Source organism: Paraglaciecola sp. 20A4 (assembly GCF_011378905.1).
Classification (GTDB): Bacteria; Pseudomonadota; Gammaproteobacteria; order Enterobacterales; family Alteromonadaceae; genus Paraglaciecola.
In genome coordinates, this window is record NZ_WTPY01000004.1 from 41,303 (window position 1) to 57,967 (window position 16,665).

General features: G+C 41.4%; 15 protein-coding genes. 10 read left to right on the forward strand and 5 right to left on the reverse strand.

Features of this window, described 5'->3' with window-relative positions:
• Positions 1–3 precede the first annotated feature (3 nt).
• The 3 genes from GQS54_RS06035 (at position 4) to GQS54_RS06045 (ending at position 3,146) form a co-directional block, all read left to right on the forward strand.
• Complete coding sequence (locus GQS54_RS06035) at positions 4–1,719, forward strand: BatD family protein (protein WP_166423122.1); 1,716 nt, start codon at positions 4–6, stop codon at positions 1,717–1,719.
• A gap of 169 nt (positions 1,720–1,888) precedes the next feature.
• On the forward strand, positions 1,889–2,446 hold the full coding sequence (locus GQS54_RS06040; protein WP_166423123.1) for a sigma-70 family RNA polymerase sigma factor: 558 nt from the start codon (positions 1,889–1,891) through the stop codon (positions 2,444–2,446).
• On the forward strand, positions 2,439–3,146 hold the full coding sequence (locus GQS54_RS06045; RefSeq protein WP_166423318.1) for a DUF3379 domain-containing protein: 708 nt from the start codon (positions 2,439–2,441) through the stop codon (positions 3,144–3,146). Before GQS54_RS06040 ends, GQS54_RS06045 begins: the two co-directional genes overlap by 8 nt.
• A gap of 58 nt (positions 3,147–3,204) precedes the next feature.
• Here GQS54_RS06045 and GQS54_RS06050 read toward each other — a convergent pair whose 3' ends face one another.
• The gene (locus GQS54_RS06050) at positions 3,205–3,660 is read right to left on the reverse strand and encodes a GNAT family N-acetyltransferase (RefSeq protein WP_166423124.1); all 456 of its coding nucleotides are present in this window, start codon (positions 3,658–3,660) and stop codon (positions 3,205–3,207) included.
• Positions 3,661–3,765: 105 nt separating this feature from the next.
• On the opposite strand from GQS54_RS06050, the gene putP reads away from it, so the two are divergent.
• The 7 genes from putP (at position 3,766) to GQS54_RS06085 (ending at position 12,132) form a co-directional block, all read left to right on the forward strand.
• Positions 3,766–5,301: a sodium/proline symporter PutP gene (gene putP / locus GQS54_RS06055; RefSeq protein WP_166423125.1), complete on the forward strand. Its 1,536-nt coding sequence runs from the start codon at positions 3,766–3,768 to the stop codon at positions 5,299–5,301.
• 20 nt (positions 5,302–5,321) lie between these two features.
• On the forward strand, positions 5,322–6,542 hold the full coding sequence (locus GQS54_RS06060) for an HDOD domain-containing protein (protein WP_166423126.1): 1,221 nt from the start codon (positions 5,322–5,324) through the stop codon (positions 6,540–6,542).
• Between the two features lie 130 nt (positions 6,543–6,672).
• Positions 6,673–7,587, forward strand: coding sequence for a sulfate adenylyltransferase subunit CysD (gene cysD / locus GQS54_RS06065; RefSeq protein ID WP_166423127.1), 915 nt, complete (start codon positions 6,673–6,675; stop codon positions 7,585–7,587).
• A complete protein-coding gene (gene cysC / locus GQS54_RS06070) occupies positions 7,587–8,183 on the forward strand; it encodes an adenylyl-sulfate kinase (protein WP_166423128.1) in 597 nt (198 codons plus the stop codon). The genes cysD and cysC overlap by 1 nt, the downstream gene beginning before the upstream one ends.
• On the forward strand, positions 8,183–8,974 hold the full coding sequence (gene cysQ / locus GQS54_RS06075) for a 3'(2'),5'-bisphosphate nucleotidase CysQ (RefSeq protein ID WP_166423129.1): 792 nt from the start codon (positions 8,183–8,185) through the stop codon (positions 8,972–8,974). Before cysC ends, cysQ begins: the two co-directional genes overlap by 1 nt.
• A gap of 2 nt (positions 8,975–8,976) precedes the next feature.
• The gene (gene cysN, locus GQS54_RS06080; protein WP_166423130.1) at positions 8,977–10,386 is read left to right on the forward strand and encodes a sulfate adenylyltransferase subunit CysN; all 1,410 of its coding nucleotides are present in this window, start codon (positions 8,977–8,979) and stop codon (positions 10,384–10,386) included.
• Between the two features lie 18 nt (positions 10,387–10,404).
• Complete coding sequence (locus tag GQS54_RS06085; RefSeq protein ID WP_166423131.1) at positions 10,405–12,132, forward strand: SLC13 family permease; 1,728 nt, start codon at positions 10,405–10,407, stop codon at positions 12,130–12,132.
• 135 nt (positions 12,133–12,267) lie between these two features.
• On the opposite strand, the gene rluF is transcribed toward GQS54_RS06085, so the two are convergent.
• The 4 genes from rluF to GQS54_RS06105 all read right to left on the reverse strand — a co-directional run bounded on the left by rluF (position 12,268) and on the right by GQS54_RS06105 (position 16,622).
• The gene (rluF, locus tag GQS54_RS06090; RefSeq protein WP_205967648.1) at positions 12,268–13,110 is read right to left on the reverse strand and encodes a 23S rRNA pseudouridine(2604) synthase RluF; all 843 of its coding nucleotides are present in this window, start codon (positions 13,108–13,110) and stop codon (positions 12,268–12,270) included.
• Between the two features lie 113 nt (positions 13,111–13,223).
• Complete coding sequence (locus tag GQS54_RS06095; protein ID WP_166423132.1) at positions 13,224–16,025, reverse strand: DUF349 domain-containing protein; 2,802 nt, start codon at positions 16,023–16,025, stop codon at positions 13,224–13,226.
• The gene (locus GQS54_RS06100; protein ID WP_166423133.1) at positions 16,015–16,296 is read right to left on the reverse strand and encodes a DUF1315 family protein; all 282 of its coding nucleotides are present in this window, start codon (positions 16,294–16,296) and stop codon (positions 16,015–16,017) included. The genes GQS54_RS06095 and GQS54_RS06100 overlap by 11 nt, the downstream gene beginning before the upstream one ends.
• On the reverse strand, positions 16,296–16,622 hold the full coding sequence (locus GQS54_RS06105; protein ID WP_166423134.1) for a hypothetical protein: 327 nt from the start codon (positions 16,620–16,622) through the stop codon (positions 16,296–16,298). Before GQS54_RS06105 ends, GQS54_RS06100 begins: the two co-directional genes overlap by 1 nt.
• Positions 16,623–16,665 lie beyond the last annotated feature (43 nt).

A 16,665-nucleotide genomic window follows, 5' to 3' on the forward strand; every position in this document is an offset into this window, starting at 1 on the left:
AAAATGAAGTTTTACACCTATTTATTTCGTTCACTTTTACTTTTTGTGGCGCTCACTAGCCTAGTCTTTGCTCAGGTGGACGAGTTATCTGCCACGGTTGATAAAAATCCCGTTTTAGCTGATGAGTCCATTACCTTGAGTGTAGTAGCGGTCGGAGACACATCCAGAGATGCATTCGATCCTACAGCGTTAAATGAAGATTTTATCGTAGGTAGAACCTCCGTTAGTTCACAAACGAAGATGATAAATTTTGATACCACTCATACCACTGTTTGGACAACGACCTTAATCCCACGTAAACCTGGGCGTTTTATTATTCCAGCTTTCACGGTAGAGGGTAAAAGTTCAGCGCCTATCAATATGATGGTTCTGCCAGTTACCGCTCGCCAAGGTACGCAGGGACGAGACGTATATGTGACGACGTCTATTGATACTAAAGAAACGTTCTTACAGCAACAGATACGTTACACGGTCAAACTTTTACTCGCCCGGGATTTACAACGCGGTAGTTTATCTGCACCTACCCTTGAAAGCGGTGAAATTAAACAAATTGGCAAAGACGCTGAATACAATGATATTGTTGACGGAAAACGCTACCGAGTTATCGAGCGTACCTTTGCAGTCATTCCACAAAAAAGTGGTACTTTCACTATCCAAGGTCCCGTATTTGAAGGAGAAGTTGTACAAGACAAACAACAAAGCTTTGGTTTTTTTAGCCGCAGCAAAACCATCAGTCGAGTTGGTCCACCGCAAGAGATAACCGTTAAACCCATTCCGCAGAATTATTCAGGTACGTGGTTGCCCAGCGACTACGTTGAATTACATGAAGAATGGCAACCTGGTGACGATCAGTTTACCGTGGGTGAACCCATCACACGCACTCTTACCCTAACCGCGGTAGGTGTTGACGAGGCTCAACTTCCTGAAATCAATAGTCAGTATCCACAAAGCGTTAAGGTCTACCCAAACCAAGCAAATACTACGACCATAGAAAAGGACAACACTTTAATTGCCCAACGTACAGAAACCATTGCTATTATCCCCAGTCAAGCAGGTAAATTGACGTTTGATGAAGTTAAGGTTCCTTGGTTCAACATCGTTAGTGGGCAAATTGAATATGCAACCTTGCCTGAACACTCGGTCACTGTGTTACCCAGTAAAGTGGATACGTCCTCGTCCAATATGACAATACCTCAAATACCTACTCAGACAGATAATATGTCTGTGCCGACTTCTAAGGTTGAATTGAATGCAGGGACTTCTCAAGGTGAAGCAAATACACAATGGTGGTCTTGGAGCAGTTGGGTGTTACTTTTTCTCTGGCTAATCACACTCGCGGGATGGTCAATTCATGTCAATCGAGGCTCGCGTCCTATTAGTAAAAAATCACCGACTTTGTCCGCTAATTTGTCTGAAAAAAAAGCGTGGAAAATATTGTTAAGCGCCTCAACAAAGCGAGATAGCGATATTATCATGCCAGCATTAACCAATTGGTTGAACGCACTGTGTAATCAGACGAACCATTCACTATCTCAGCTACAGAGCGATTTACACCATGAACCATTGGACAATGAAATTAGTAAGCTCTACGCCAGTAAATTCAGCCAAAACGCCCACCAATGGCAATGTGATCCGTTTATAGCCGCCGTAACAGCATTACGTCAACAAATACTCGTTAAACAAAAAAGTGCCAACACATTAGCCCCCTTGTATCGGTAAAAGTAACGACTACAAAGTTGCCCAGCATAGCGTATTCCCCTATTTTTCATAGGCTTACGCTATAAATCGATATTACTTATACTTGTGTTTAATCGAGTCCCTGCCTCATTTGCACTATACTGAGCATTAACGAATAATAAGAAGCAATAATACAGGCGGAAATTAAATAATGAATTTGCGAAAGCATTTTAAAAAAGCCTCGGTCTCTAGTGACATGCTAGATAAACAAAAACGATATGAAACCCTAGTCTATGCCCTACATGGCGATATATTCCGCTATGCATATTGGCTGGTTAGAGATAAAGCAGTTGCTGAAGACATTGTGCAAGAGACATTCCTGCGCGCTTGGAAGTCGCTAGATTCACTTAAGGACGAAAAGGCTGCTAAGTCTTGGTTGATTACGATCCTGCGGCGCGAGAACGCTAGGCGGTTTGAACGTAAGCAATTTGATTTGGTTGATATCGATGATGTATCTATCTCTGACGACCAGTTGACTCACGAGGTCGAAATTGAGCATCGAGAGTTACGTGCAATAATGGCTTCCTTAAGTGAAGAATATCGAGAGCCGTTAATGTTACAGATTATGTTTGGATTCAGCGGCGAAGAAATTGCTGCACAATTGGATTTGAACAAAAATACCGTGATGACCCGTCTATTTCGGGCACGAAGCCAAATTAAAGAGGCACTAGAGAAATCAAATGACAATCGAGAACGGAAAAATGGATGATTTAGAATTTCGCAGAACCATTTATGCTGATCCCAATTGCGATGACATTCGTGTCAAAGAAGCGGCAGCACAAGATCCTGCAAAACAAGAATTCTGGTCTGAGCAAAAGAGAATTGATGCCAGCATGCAAGCTGCTATGAAGATAGATGTACCAGACGATCTGGCGCATAAACTAATTTTACGTCAAACGATGCAAACCCATAGTCATGACAAAAAACGCGCACGGGTTCACTTAGCATTGGCTGCATCACTCGCTTTTGTCGTTGGCGTAAGTTTTACTCTGTGGCAGCAACAGAACTATATCGATATGTCACAACAGTCGCTAGCACATGTGTATCACGAGGGCCCACATGCTCTGGACGCCAATGAAGATTTCTCATTGCAGCAGGTGAACGCGAAGTTAGTCCAATATGGTGGTCATTTGAATGAAGAAGTAGGTCAAATTTATTATGCCAATCATTGTGATTACAAAGGTGTGAAAAGTTTGCACTTAGTCATGCAGGCCGATAATGGTAAAGTGACCGTTTTCGTTGTACCTCACAAGGAAGGCTATAAAGCCAAAGATAAAGTAAGCGACGGTTATTTAACGGCTGAAGCAGTAGAATTGCAAAGCGCTAGCTTAATAGTCGTCAGTGAAAACGTCCATGACGTAGAACAAACTAAAGACAAATTAATGAAACGAATGACCTTTTCGGCATAGAACACATTTATTAATATTTATTCAAAAGGAGCTTAGCTCCTTTTTTTTTATCTAACATTTAATTATTTACCAGATACATATCAATATGCTCAATGCCTCCGTCGTCATAAGATAAACCTTGGCATTGAAAACCAAGCTTTACATAAAAATCACTGGCATCGATTTGTGCGGACAACATAATATTTTCCACACTATAGCGCTGTTGTATAACGTCAATCGATTGCTTTATCAAAATCTTTCCCAATCCAACGCCTCTATGACTAGCACAGCAAAGGACACGTTCGATTTTAGCAAGATGGCCCGCTTCTGCCTCTCTCACTCGTGCGTAACCCACTAATTCATCCTCTTGATATACACCAACATGCATACTCACTTGATCACAATTGTCGATATCTTCATAAATACTCTGTTGTTCAATTACGAAAACTTGCTGGCGTAATCGTAAAATTGCGTATAAATCAATCAACATCATTTGTTCAAACGACAGCACGCGGATTTTATATAGTTCTGACACTAGAGTATTCCTAGGTTGCTTGTTAGCATGGTTAAAAAAATAGACGCAAATTTCAAACTGCCTCCTATTAATACTGATATTTTCCCATAATAATTGAAGGAAATCATGGAAACAGCTACTTTTATATCCCTAGGACTATACTTCATTGCCATGTTAGGTATTGGTGTTTACTCGTTCAAGCAAGCAAACACTGATGTTGAGGGCTATATGCTCGGCGGACGTAATTTGAGCCCGAAAGTAACCGCCCTGTCTGCGGGGGCATCAGACATGAGTGGTTGGATGTTAATGGGTTTACCCGGCGCCATGTATTTAACTGGTCTCTCTAGCGCGTGGATTGCGATTGGATTAGTCATAGGCGCTTATCTAAATTATGTACTAGTTGCTCCGCGATTGAGGGTTTACACCGAGGTAGCTAACAACGCAATCACTATTCCTGATTACTTTGAAAACCGCTTCAACGACAAAAAACATATCTTACGCATCTTGTCTTCCATCGTTATTGTGTTGTTTTTCACTTTGTACACCTCTTCAGGCGTGGTGGCAGGCGGAAAGTTATTCGAGACATCATTCGGTTTAAACTATGAACTAGGACTTTATATTACAGCTGGAGTTGTCGTCGCCTATACCCTCTTCGGCGGTTTTATGGCGGTCAGTATTACTGATTTTGTTCAAGGTTGTATCATGTTTATCGCCTTGGTTTTAGTGCCTGTTGTGGTGCTTGTCGATCTTGGTGGATGGCAAGGGGTGACCCAATCTCTAGGCACATTGGATGGACAATATCTTGATATGTTTGTTAATGCCTCAAATGGGCAGGCCGTATCGACCATTGCCATTATATCAATGCTGTCTTGGGGTTTTGGATATTTCGGTCAACCACATATCATTGTACGATTTATGGCGATACGTAGTGTAAATGACATTAAAACGGCACAAACCATTGGGATCTCTTGGATGGTTGTTGCCATTACAGGTGCTTTGGCTACGGGCTTATTAGGGTTAGCCTATGTGACGAAAAACGGCACTCAACTTAGTGATCCTGAAACTATTTTCATCTACTTATCGCAACTCCTTTTTCACCCCTTGATTGGCGGCTTTTTATTAGCCGCTATATTAGCGGCTATAATGAGTACTATTTCATCGCAACTGTTGGTTACTTCGAGTTCGTTAACCAGTGATTTTTACCAAGTCTTTTTCCGCCGTGATGCAAGCCAACATGAGTTAATTATCGTCGGCCGGTTATCAGTTGTATTAGTAGCCTTGGTTTCCATTTACCTTGCTTACGACAGAGACAGCAGTATTTTATCATTGGTGAGTAATGCTTGGGCGGGATTTGGGGCAGCATTTGGTCCCTTAATACTGTTCAGCCTTTTTTGGAAACGTATGACTCTTCTCTCAGCCATAAGTGGCATGTTAGTGGGTGCGTTAACAGTGCTACTATGGATTTACTTACCGATTAGCGTTAATGGTCAATCCTTAAGCGCTTGGTTATACGAGCTTGTACCAGGTTTTATATTATCCAGTTTGACCATCGTAACGCTCAGCTTAATGTCAGAACAACGCGACAGCAAAGTACTTACGGTTTTTGAAAAAGTACAACATTCATTAAGTGAATCAATGGCTAATGGCAAAAATCTATCGTGACGTTTTAACAGGGAATCTAAATGAATTTTTATGCCGCTAGGCAACCCATTTTGCATGCTGACAAAACGCTATTCGCTTATGAGTTGTTATTTCGGGATAGTTTGGAAAATAGCTTTCCAAATATAAATGAAGATGAAGCTACCGCAAAAATGGTGGCTGGATTGCAGTTTAACTTAGGGCTAGACAGCTTGCTGCCTAGCACCTTAGCCTTTATCAATTTCACCCATAATTCATTACTCGAAGGTTACCCATTGATGTTACCTAAAGAGAAAATAGTGGTAGAAATATTAGAGACGGTTAAACCGGGTAAAAAATTACTTAATGCTTGCATCGACTTAAAAGAAAAAGGCTATATCATTGCCCTTGATGACTATATACACCAAAGTGTTTGGGTGCATTTTTACCCTTATGTAGATATTATTAAAATTGACTACCAAGAAACATCTGAAAAGCAAATTTTTCAAATAATTGATGCCATCAAACCCTTTCCTAAAATCAAATTATTAGCAGAAAAAATTGAAACGCAACAAGAGTATTTGCAGGCGTTGCAGTACGGATGCTGTTATTTTCAGGGGTACTTTTTCAGTCGGCCCGAATTGATTAAAAATGCAGCTTTAACGCCTTCGCAAATGTCTATCGCCAAACTCATGGGCGAGATGGCGAAAGACGACCCTGATATTAATTCTATCACCCAAGCGTTTGAATCTGACGTCAGTCTTTCTTTTAAATTACTGCGTTATGCACAGTCTCCAATTTTTAAGCGCACAAAAAAAATTGAAACCATTAAACAGGCCATAGTGGTTTTAGGGCAAAATGAGCTGAGGCGTCTCGTTTCTTTATTGTTTACTGCACAATTTAGCGAAGGTAAGCCTGCTGAGCTAACAGTGATGTCTTTATCAAGGGCACATTACTGCGAATTACTTACCGAATATACTAACCAAAAAGACGGTATAGCGTCGGCGTTTTTAGTGGGGCTATTGTCGTTACTTGATGCCATGCTTGATGCAGATATTGCTCAGCTCATGGATAAACTCCCAATTTCTCAAGCGATTAAAGACAGTATTGTTTTACGTTGTGGGGCACACGCGCAGTACCTGATGTTGAGTGAATTTTTTGAAAATGGACAGTGGAGTGAAGTGAGGAAACTTTGCGAAAATTTAGCAGTAGATTTTGATTCAGCATTTTCCATGTTTCAACAATCTCAACTCTGGGCCAAAGAGCGCTTGCAAGCTCTCAGTTAAATCCATTGAAAATAGCGTTATTTTGCCATGATATATTTATAAAAAATATATCATGGCGTCACACATCTATGATAAGGTTCTATGCATATAATATTTTAGTATATCCTTTTAACTTAGCACGAGAAACTATATGACTTCGTCGATTCCAACCGTTACCCATCTGAAACAGCTAGAAGCGGAAAGTATTCACATTTTTCGTGAAGTGGCTGCCGAGTTTGACAACCCCGTTATGCTTTACTCGGTAGGTAAAGATTCATCGGTACTGCTGCATTTAGCCCGCAAGGCATTTGCTCCTGGCAAAATTCCATTTCCATTATTACATGTGGATACCACGTGGAAATTCCAGGAAATGATTGAGTTTCGCGATAAAATGGCCAAAAAGCACGATTTAGATTTACTCGTACATATCAATCAAGACGGTGTAGACATGGATATTAGCCCATTTGTTCATGGTAGCGCCAAACACACCGATATTATGAAAACCGTTGGTTTGAAGCAGGCATTAAATAAATATAAATTTGATGCGGCTTTCGGTGGTGCCCGTCGTGATGAAGAAAAGTCTCGCGCAAAAGAACGGGTTTATTCTTTTCGGGATGAAAATCATCGCTGGGATCCAAAAAATCAACGTCCCGAATTATGGAACATCTATAACTCACAAATCAATAAAGGCGAAAGCATCCGTGTGTTCCCTATGTCGAATTGGACTGAGTTGGATATCTGGCAGTATATTTATATGGAAGGCATCGAAATACCTTCATTATATTTAGCCAAACCTCGCCCAGTTGTTGAACGCGACGGATTGCTGATCATGGTAGACGATGATCGCATGCCAATGAGAGAAGGTGAAGTACCTGAAATGCGTTCTGTACGTTTCAGAACACTCGGTTGTTACCCCCTAACGGGAGCGGTTGAATCAACGGCGAATAATCTACCTGAAGTTATCCAAGAGATGTTGCTAACGAAAACATCTGAACGCCAAGGACGAATGATCGATAATGACTCTTCTGGCTCTATGGAGAAGAAAAAGATGGAAGGTTATTTCTAATGAAAAACAATATTGTTTGGCATCAACATGAAGTCAACAAAGCTCGCCGTGCAGAGGCCAAAGGGCAAAAGCCATGTGTAATTTGGCTGACCGGGTTAAGTGGCTCAGGGAAGTCCACAATTGCTAATTTACTAGAAAAAAAATTAGCGGATAGCGGTAAACATACTTACTTACTTGACGGTGATAATGTTCGTCACGGTCTGAATGGCGATTTAACGTTCAGTGATAAGGACCGGGTAGAAAATATTCGTCGTATCAGTGAGCTAGCTAAGCTTTTTGTTGATTCAGGTTTGATTGTGATAACCGCTTTTATTTCACCGTTTAAAGGTGAGCGCGATTATTGTCGTAAGTTATTGCAAGACAATGAGTTCGTAGAGGTGTTTGTAAACACACCTCTGGAAGAGTGTGAAAAACGCGATCCAAAAGGCTTGTACCAAAAAGCGCGAGCGGGAGAAATTAGTGACTTCACTGGAATCAGTTCGCCTTACGAGGCGCCGGAGTCTGCAGAAATATCTCTCGATTTCACTGGTCAAAGTGCGCAAGAATCAGCTGAGCAGTTGTTCACTCAATTGAAACAAAAAGGACTAATTGACTAATGCTAGATAGAAAATTAGTAGAGAGCATCACGGTCATCGCTCATAAAGCGGGTGATGCTATTATGAGCATATACCAGCGTGATTTTGCCATCTATGAAAAGTCAGATAAAAGTCCGTTAACAGAAGCAGATTTAGCCGCTCACAATTGCATTGTAGATGGTTTGAAAGCCGTTTCTGACTTACCGATTTTATCAGAAGAATCCGCAGATATTCCTTGGTCAGAACGCCAAACGTGGACGCAATACTGGCTAGTTGATCCCCTAGATGGCACAAAAGAGTTCATTAAAAAGAATGGCGAATTCACTGTTAATATTGCTCTTATCGATAATGGTCAGCCCGTGTTTGGTGTTGTCTATGCACCAGTCTTAAAACAAACCTATGTGGGAATTGTGGGTGAAGGCGCTTATAAGCTCGAAGGTGATGGGCATCGCATTGCGATAACTCCAAAAGCAAAAACTGATAGCGAAGAATGGCGCGTTGTAGGTAGTCGTTCGCATCAAAGCCCTGACATTCAAGCATTACTCACTAAACTGGGTGGTAAACCTGAACTTGTCGCCATGGGAAGTTCATTGAAATTATGTTTGGTTGCTGAGGGAGCTGCGCACTTATACCCTCGTCTAGGTCCAACTTCTGAGTGGGACACTGGGGCAGCCGACGCAGTTGTTAGAGCTGCTGGCGGCAAGGTTACTGTTGTCGAAAGTGTTGCCGATATGTTTGACGAAAACGCCAAGCCTCTTAGTTATAATCAAAAAGAATCCGTTTTAAACCCTTATTTTCTTGTGAGTTGCTGATCATGAATAGCGAAAACGCCTTATTACAATCCGATATCCTTGCTTACTTAGAGCAACATGAACAAAAAGACATGTTGCGTTTTTTGACTTGCGGTAGTGTAGATGATGGAAAAAGCACCCTTATTGGTCGTTTACTTCACGACTCAAAAATGATCTATGAGGATCAGCTTGCCGCTATTACGAAAGACAGTAAAAAGTCTGGAACCACAGGTGATAAAGTTGATTTAGCCCTATTAGTAGATGGTTTAGCCTCAGAACGTGAACAAGGCATTACCATTGACGTGGCTTATCGTTACTTTTCAACCGACAAACGCAAATTCATTATCGCTGATACGCCAGGGCACGAGCAATATACGCGTAACATGGTTACGGGAGCATCAACCTGTGATTTAGCCATTATACTGGTGGATGCCCGTGCAGGTGTTAAAACCCAAACTCGCCGTCACTCATTCTTAGTTTCATTACTGGGCATTAAGCACGTCATTGTAGCGATCAATAAAATGGATTTAATGGGCTTCAGTGAAGATGTATTTGAGAACATTAAGAAAGACTATTTAACTTTTTCTGAACAGCTAGAAATCCCAGATATCCAATTTATCCCGATTTCAGCATTAGACGGCGATAACGTTGTTAACAAGAGTGAAAATACCCCTTGGTTTGAAGGCACGACATTGATGAAAATGTTGGAAAATATCGAAATTGCTAATGATGCCAATATTGATGACTTCCGCTTTCCTGTTCAGTATGTTAACCGCCCGAATCTAAACTTTCGCGGGTTTGCCGGCACAGTGGTTTCTGGGCAAATCAAAAAAGGCGATAAAATTACTGCCCTACCGTCAGGTAAGCAATCTACAGTTCGCTCTATCGTTGGTTTCGAAGGTGAGCAAGACGTGGCTTACACGCCGCTGACGACCACTATCACCCTGGAAGATGAAATTGATATTTCACGTGGTGATATGATTGTAAAATCAGATAACTTGCCGCTGCAAAGCAACGCTTACGAAGTTAATTTAGTGTGGATGGATGAAACGCCGTTAATGCCAAATAAACAATATGGGTTCAAATTTGCCACCAAATTCGTGCCCGGTAGCGTGACTGATATTGAATATCAAATTGACGTTAATACCATGGAACACAAAGATGCCGTGCGTCTTAACTTAAATGAAATTGGTGTGGGGAAAATCAAGTTAACTCAATCAGTTGCCTGTGATCCCTATACTAAAAACCGTGAAACCGGTGCGTTCATCATAATTGATCGCCTATCCAATGGTACGGTTGGTGCAGGCATGGTCATTGACGCGATTCAAGATTCTGCTGCGAAAACTGAGTTTTCAGAGTTCGAACTTGAATTTAACACGCTGGTTAGAAAGCATTTCCCTCATTGGAATGCCACAGATATTACAAAACTCTAGGCGCATCGTCGATACTATATGGACATAAACCAGTTACTGGTAATAGCAATATTTGCCGGCACATTAATGGCGCTTATTCTTACGAATAAGCGCCCTTCTTCTATTTTTGCAGGCTCATTATTGGCACTTATTCTGTGCCAGCAATTAACCGTCGCTAATGTTGTTAACAACTTTACCAATCAAGGTTTGATCACGTTAATACTGTTGCTTATCGTCAGCACTGCGGTAGATAAAACCTCACTGGTAAAGCGCTTAGGGCGCACATTGATTGTCGCCAGTTTTAAGCGCAGTTTTTGGCGCTTGTTCGGCTTGGCATTTGCGTCATCGGCCTTGTTAAACAACACCGCAGTCGTGGCGAGTTTAATTGGCCCAACTAAACAAAATCAGTATCATCCCGCTTCACGTTTACTTATTCCTCTGTCTTACGCGGCGATATTAGGAGGAACCGTCACCCTTATCGGTACGTCAACAAACCTTATCGTTGATAGCTTTATGCGTGAGCATGGACATCCGGGGTTCAATTTTTGGGATTTCACCTTATATGGATTGGTAGCAGGACTAAGTTGCGGATTACTCATGTTCCTTCTAACCCCAATTTTACCAGTGATTGAAAATAAGAATCGTCAATACAACAGCTATTTTATTGAAGCTAAAGTGGAATCAGGTTCCGAACTAGTTGGCAAAAGTGTTGAAAAAAATCACTTACGAAACCTTCCTGAGCTATTCTTAGTTGAGGTTGTCAGAAATGGTAAACTTATTAGCCCAGTCAACCCAGAGTTAGTGATCCAAGAGAATGACAAATTGATTTTCTCTGGTGACATACATAAAGTAGATAATCTAAGCCATATCAAAGGATTAAAATTATTTGCTGAATCTAATGGTTTACTTAGAGAAAATCTCACCGAAGTTATTATTTCCAATCGCGCACAAATCATCGGTAAAACGCTTAAGAGCGTCGGTTTTCGAGCCCTGTTTGATGCCGCTGTAGTGGCTATTCGCCGAGATGGTGAAACTTTATCGGGTAAATTAGGCGAAATTAAGCTGCAATCAGGTGATTTTTTACTGCTCGCCACAGGTCCAGATTTCGTTAAACGGCAAAATTTAACGAAAAACTTTTTTATCTTGTCTGAGAAAAAAGTCGCCACTAAATTACTTGATAAACAAGAATGGATAACGTTAGGTGGGTTTGCCATTACAATCGGCTTAGCGGCCACATCAGTTATCTCTTTGGCGACAGGCTTAGTATTCTTTTTGGCTATACTGGTTGCTACAGGTGTAACGTCAACCAATGAGATTAAGCGCCATCTTCCTCTTGAGTTGATTATTGTCATAGTCGGAGCCCTAAGCCTTGCTAGCGCCCTTGAAAGTGCAGGGGTAATAAGTACGCTAACACATTATCTAGAGCCTACTATGGCAAGCTCAAGCCCATTTATGGCATTGGTCGTCGTTTACTTAGCAACCTTGCTATTAACGGAAGTAGTGACAAATAACGCGGCAGCTGCATTAATGTTTCCTTTTGCATATGGGCTAGTAGAAACGTTAGGCGTACCGCTGATGCCATTCGCATTAGCTGTCGCTTTTGCTGCTAGTGCGAGCTTTATTTCACCTTATGGATACCAAACTAACTTGCTGGTATTCAGTGCAAGTAACTATAAGTTTAAGCATTTTGTGAAGTTTGGATTACCCATATCCATTTGCTATTCAAGTATTGTGTTAACGCTACTTAAATATAGTTATCAACTTTAATGATCTAAAGGTTGGCTACTCATAAGCTTGGGTAGAGATTAATAATAGCGTCCCGATTTTCTGCCAAAAAAAAGGACGAGTGTGGCAGCACATTCGTCCTCTACGTAATAATTCAATTCACTTAAACTTAGTCACTCAACCCTTATTAAGCGATGCCCGAGATTTAACTCCTCTTGACGAGCTCCGTTTAGGCAACCGTTTTTCAGTCGACTTTTCTAATGGTTCAGGTAAAGCAGTCTTTTTAGAATCGGCCACCGCGCTATTTATCTCATTCATTTCGTCAGGCGTTAAGTCCCGCCACTGCCCTACTTTTAGTCCAGCCAAGCGGATAGACATAATCCGGCTGCGTTTTAACTTTGTAACCTTGTATCCCAAATATTCACACATTCGCCGAATTTGTCGATTCAAGCCTTGGGTCAAAATGATACGAAATACAAACTTACTTTGCATAATGACCGTGCAAGGCTTGGTAATTGTGTCGAGTATCGGCACACCCGCTCCCATAGCGTGAATAAAGCGCTCTGTCAGGGGTCTATCGACCGTTACAATATATTCTTTGTCGTGAGCATTCTCAGCGCGCAAAATTTTATTAACGATATCCCCATCACTGGTCAGAAATATTAGCCCTTCTGATGGTTTATCTAAACGACCGATAGGGAAAATGCGTTCACTGTGGCCGATCGCATCTATAATATTGCCTTTAATATGCCGTTCAGTGGTGCACGTGATCCCTACCGGTTTATGATAAGCCAAATAAACCCTGTCAGATTTATTCTTAGCGCTAGCTTTAATCAGTTGGCCATCAACACGCACTTCATCGCCGGGCAACACTTTAGTACCAAGCTCTGGTACAACACCGTTTATGGAAACCCGATCACTTTCGATTAATTTGTCTGCCTCTCGACGTGAGCAAAAGCCAGAATCACTGATAAATTTATTTAAACGAATACTGGATACGGCAGAATTAGATGTATTCAAATTAATTGCTACTCAGTCTGTATGAAATGGCACGGGAAACCGCCCCGTGCATAAAATTACGCGCTCACTAATGTTAGGAACTATCGTCGTCTAATGTCAGTTGAAAAATAAACCTATTGTATAAAACATCGCTGAGTGCGCTGCAACAATATCTGCTCTCGCTGAGCCACTGGACCATGCTGGATCCACTGTTTAAGCAGAACAGATTTATCATACTCAACACCTTGTTGTAGTTTATCAGCCATTAGCTGCAATTGAACTTCCTTACGCAGGGTTTCATCTGATTCAGGCGATGGCACATCACAAAGCAATTCAAGCATCAGGGTCAGTTTATGACGGGGCATTCCACTTTCATTTTGTCCTTTAAACGATTGTTGCCAGTGATTAGGCAACGCCTCAATATCTTGTGGTATCTCCGGCGTCTCCCAGCGTTTCAATATGGAAAATAATTCGTCGAAACTTTGCTGCTTAGCGCGGTACTTTAGTGCCTCAAGTTTAGCTTCCCGTTCGTCAAGTAGCGCAAGCAACTGCTTTCTTAGGCTAGCACTTTGTACGTTAGGTAAGGACGTAAGTAAGCTATCAAACTCGCCCTGCTTGGCTATAGCATCATCAAGCTCACTGACTGTTTTAGCTGATTTTACTGACTGCTGCATATCCGAAAATAACGCATGTGCAACATTTGCCTGTTCAGTATGAACAGACTTCTGCTGTTGATTATGTTCTTTTCGCTTAGCAAAAACTAAGTCGTTGGCTTCGCGGAACTGGTTCCATAACGGGTTTTCTTGTTTACGTTGAACCGGTCCTATCTGCTTCCATTTTTCTTGCAAGGTTTTCGCCTGCTCGACGGCATTGAGAATATCGTCGGTGTACGATAAGTCATGTGCTTGTTTAATTAACCCAAGTTTTAGCGCAGCATTGTCATTAAAATAATTTTCAATTCGTTTTTTAAATGGCGCTAACGCGTCACGGTACTCATTATTCAATTCAGTTTTAAGGGTGAAATCAATGTCCCCTATGGCCTGCCACTTTTGTTGAATTTGTTGCACTTTTTTCACAACGGCATCATCGGCTATATCTTGCTCAGCCAAAGTAGAAATATCATTCAACAACGTCTGTTTTTGCGCTAAATTATCAACTCGTTTTTGTTGCTGCTTTTCAAAATGCTCTCGACATGGTGCAAATGCCTGCTCGATAAGCACATCAAATTGTGCATTAATCGCATCATCTTCTGGCGTATTCAGTACACCGAGGCTGCTCCAGCGACTGCGCATGTCCTTTACCTGAGATGAACGCAGGGAAACAGATATATTAGCTGTGATTAACGCGTTAACTTCATCCAGTAGAGCAGGCTTACGAGGCAAAGCGATATAGGCTTGCAATGATTTTATTTCTTCAATTTTATCGCTAGATTGCGCGAATACGCGAGCATTTCGACTTTGCTCGACCTCTGGTAGCGCATAAAACCATTTGCTGACTTTAGTAAACAAGCCCATCGCTGCTTTATATTTACCTTGCTCAATCAATGCATCAACTGCTTTCGCTTTGCTGCGGAATCTATTGATGTCTTGTGCCACACCAGAAGAAAGGGTTTTTAATGTATCCTGCCACGTTCGTTGCAATGTTGAAAATTGAATATCAAGGGCCTTGGGCCAACTGTCTTGATAAGGCTCTCGCAGTGCGCGCCACTGTCCTTTCATCTGGTGCAACAGCGGTTTAGCACTTTCAATATCAGATACCTGTACCGGCAAAGCGTGTGCAGTAAAATCAACAATGAGGGCGCTAGCTTGCTTTAGTGCATCTTGAAACGCTGGAAGATGATTGTAGGTATGTTGACGCTTTAATAAAGCGTCACGTAGCGCTTCCAGTTCTTTTTGTGCACTGAATAGTCCTACATCTTTAGTTTCTTGTAACAAGGCCTCAATACGTACAGTGCGATTTTGTATCTCTGTTTGCGCCTGTTCTGTTTGCGCTAACGTCACCGCCGAAATATCACCAGAGAGCATATCTGATAGCCAGACCAACAACGCCTGCGTATCCGCCGTAACTTGCGTAACGCTAATCATTAATTCACGTTTATGCTGTTCAGCATGATGTAAGGGGGCAAGCTCGGCATCCAAAATAGCTAGCTTGCTACTTAGATCCGTATACTTAGTATTAAATTCGTCGCGCTTATCGCTAGACAAACAGTCAAACTGGGCTGAAAATTGACTGAATTTTTCGTCAAGTTCTGCCCGAATATCGACTAACTTGCGATAATCCCGCTGGTCTTTTAGGGCCATTAAACGCGAAAGCACTAAACGAGTGCCTTTTTCAACTTCAATATGTTGTGTTTTACTAAACTGAATTTTCGCGAGCTTGTCTTGAGCTTGTTTTTTTATCGTCTGAGAACTTGTTTTTTTAATGACTTTCAGCAAGCTACTCTCATTATCAGCATAAACTAATAATGCACTTTGTAGCGTATCATCATTACTGGAAAGCAGAATAGGTAATGCCAATTGAGGTTTGTTTAAAATAGCTAAAATATGAAGTACTAATTCAGGCTCTTTTTGTACCCATGTTTGTTTTAATAACCGTTCCAATAACTTATTATTTTTACACTCAAAAACGAACGCACGCTTTTCGTCTAGCGCCATAATACTTTCATCGTCACTAAACAATGTATTCTCAACGACCTGCTGAGCACGCTTGGCGATACGTTCATTTTTAGCAATTTCAGCCATTTTGTACCACAGTACAAAACTATTAAGCTTATTTAACGCAGCGAGACTTACATTTACGTCTTCATCGTTAAAAGCGAGTTCGTGTAAAATTGATTTTTGCTCAGGGATATCAGCAGACAGAGAGGCTATTGCTGAAATTCTAACCTGAGGCTTAGGATCTTGGTACTTAGGTCGAAACAGTTTTTTAAATATCATTTTCAGTGAACCGCGCTATTGTGTTTTTTTCATTAAGCTCTTGCTTGAATTGCTGACGACTCTTTTGCACGATTTCGCCACCTTCCCCAATCGTCATATGCTGATCTGATTTGAGTACTTTGGCTTGATACAGCATCACGACTTGCATGGTAGTATCTTTTTGACTATCCGTTAAAGGGTTGCCGTCTAACCACTTTCCGGTTTCCACTGCCTGCAATAATTTTTGATAGACCTCAGGGGTCATCGACTTAAGTAACATTTCTGGATTCATTAATTAGACTTCTTGAGAAATACTAGACGTACTCGATTAACTATGTACCAAACAAAACCAATCAATGCGACACCAACGGCAATATTGTATTGAAGCTCTCCCGGTGCAGCGCCTCCCCAATACATAAAACCGAAACCTGATACAAACATTAGCATTGCAATCATGGACTGGGTTTGGATCTTTTGAGATTGCATATATTTTTGTAAATTGCGTTTACGGGCAATATCTTCTTCACTGGCATCACCCATTGCGAAACCGCAGTGATTGCACAGGTCTGTTTTATCAGAGATTTTTTTATTGCACGATGGGCAATCAATTAACGCCATTATTCACTCCACTACATTTCGGTTAAATAACTTACCATGACAT

Excerpts from the sequence above, each read along its gene's own strand:
- GQS54_RS06035 (WP_166423122.1), top strand. The coding sequence starts at position 4 with ATGAAGTTTTACACCTATTTATTTCGTTCACTTTTACTTTTTGTGGCG.
- GQS54_RS06040 (WP_166423123.1), top strand. The coding sequence starts at position 1,889 with ATGAATTTGCGAAAGCATTTTAAAAAAGCCTCGGTCTCTAGTGACATG.
- GQS54_RS06045 (WP_166423318.1), top strand. The coding sequence starts at position 2,439 with ATGGATGATTTAGAATTTCGCAGAACCATTTATGCTGATCCCAATTGC.
- putP (WP_166423125.1), top strand. The coding sequence starts at position 3,766 with ATGGAAACAGCTACTTTTATATCCCTAGGACTATACTTCATTGCCATG.
- GQS54_RS06060 (WP_166423126.1), top strand. The coding sequence starts at position 5,322 with ATGAATTTTTATGCCGCTAGGCAACCCATTTTGCATGCTGACAAAACG.
- cysD (WP_166423127.1), top strand. The coding sequence starts at position 6,673 with ATGACTTCGTCGATTCCAACCGTTACCCATCTGAAACAGCTAGAAGCG.
- cysC (WP_166423128.1), top strand. The coding sequence starts at position 7,587 with ATGAAAAACAATATTGTTTGGCATCAACATGAAGTCAACAAAGCTCGC.
- cysQ (WP_166423129.1), top strand. The coding sequence starts at position 8,183 with ATGCTAGATAGAAAATTAGTAGAGAGCATCACGGTCATCGCTCATAAA.
- cysN (WP_166423130.1), top strand. The coding sequence starts at position 8,977 with ATGAATAGCGAAAACGCCTTATTACAATCCGATATCCTTGCTTACTTA.
- GQS54_RS06085 (WP_166423131.1), top strand. The coding sequence starts at position 10,405 with ATGGACATAAACCAGTTACTGGTAATAGCAATATTTGCCGGCACATTA.
- GQS54_RS06095 (WP_166423132.1), bottom strand. The coding sequence starts at position 16,025 with ATGATATTTAAAAAACTGTTTCGACCTAAGTACCAAGATCCTAAGCCT.
- GQS54_RS06100 (WP_166423133.1), bottom strand. The coding sequence starts at position 16,296 with ATGAATCCAGAAATGTTACTTAAGTCGATGACCCCTGAGGTCTATCAA.
- GQS54_RS06105 (WP_166423134.1), bottom strand. The coding sequence starts at position 16,622 with ATGGCGTTAATTGATTGCCCATCGTGCAATAAAAAAATCTCTGATAAA.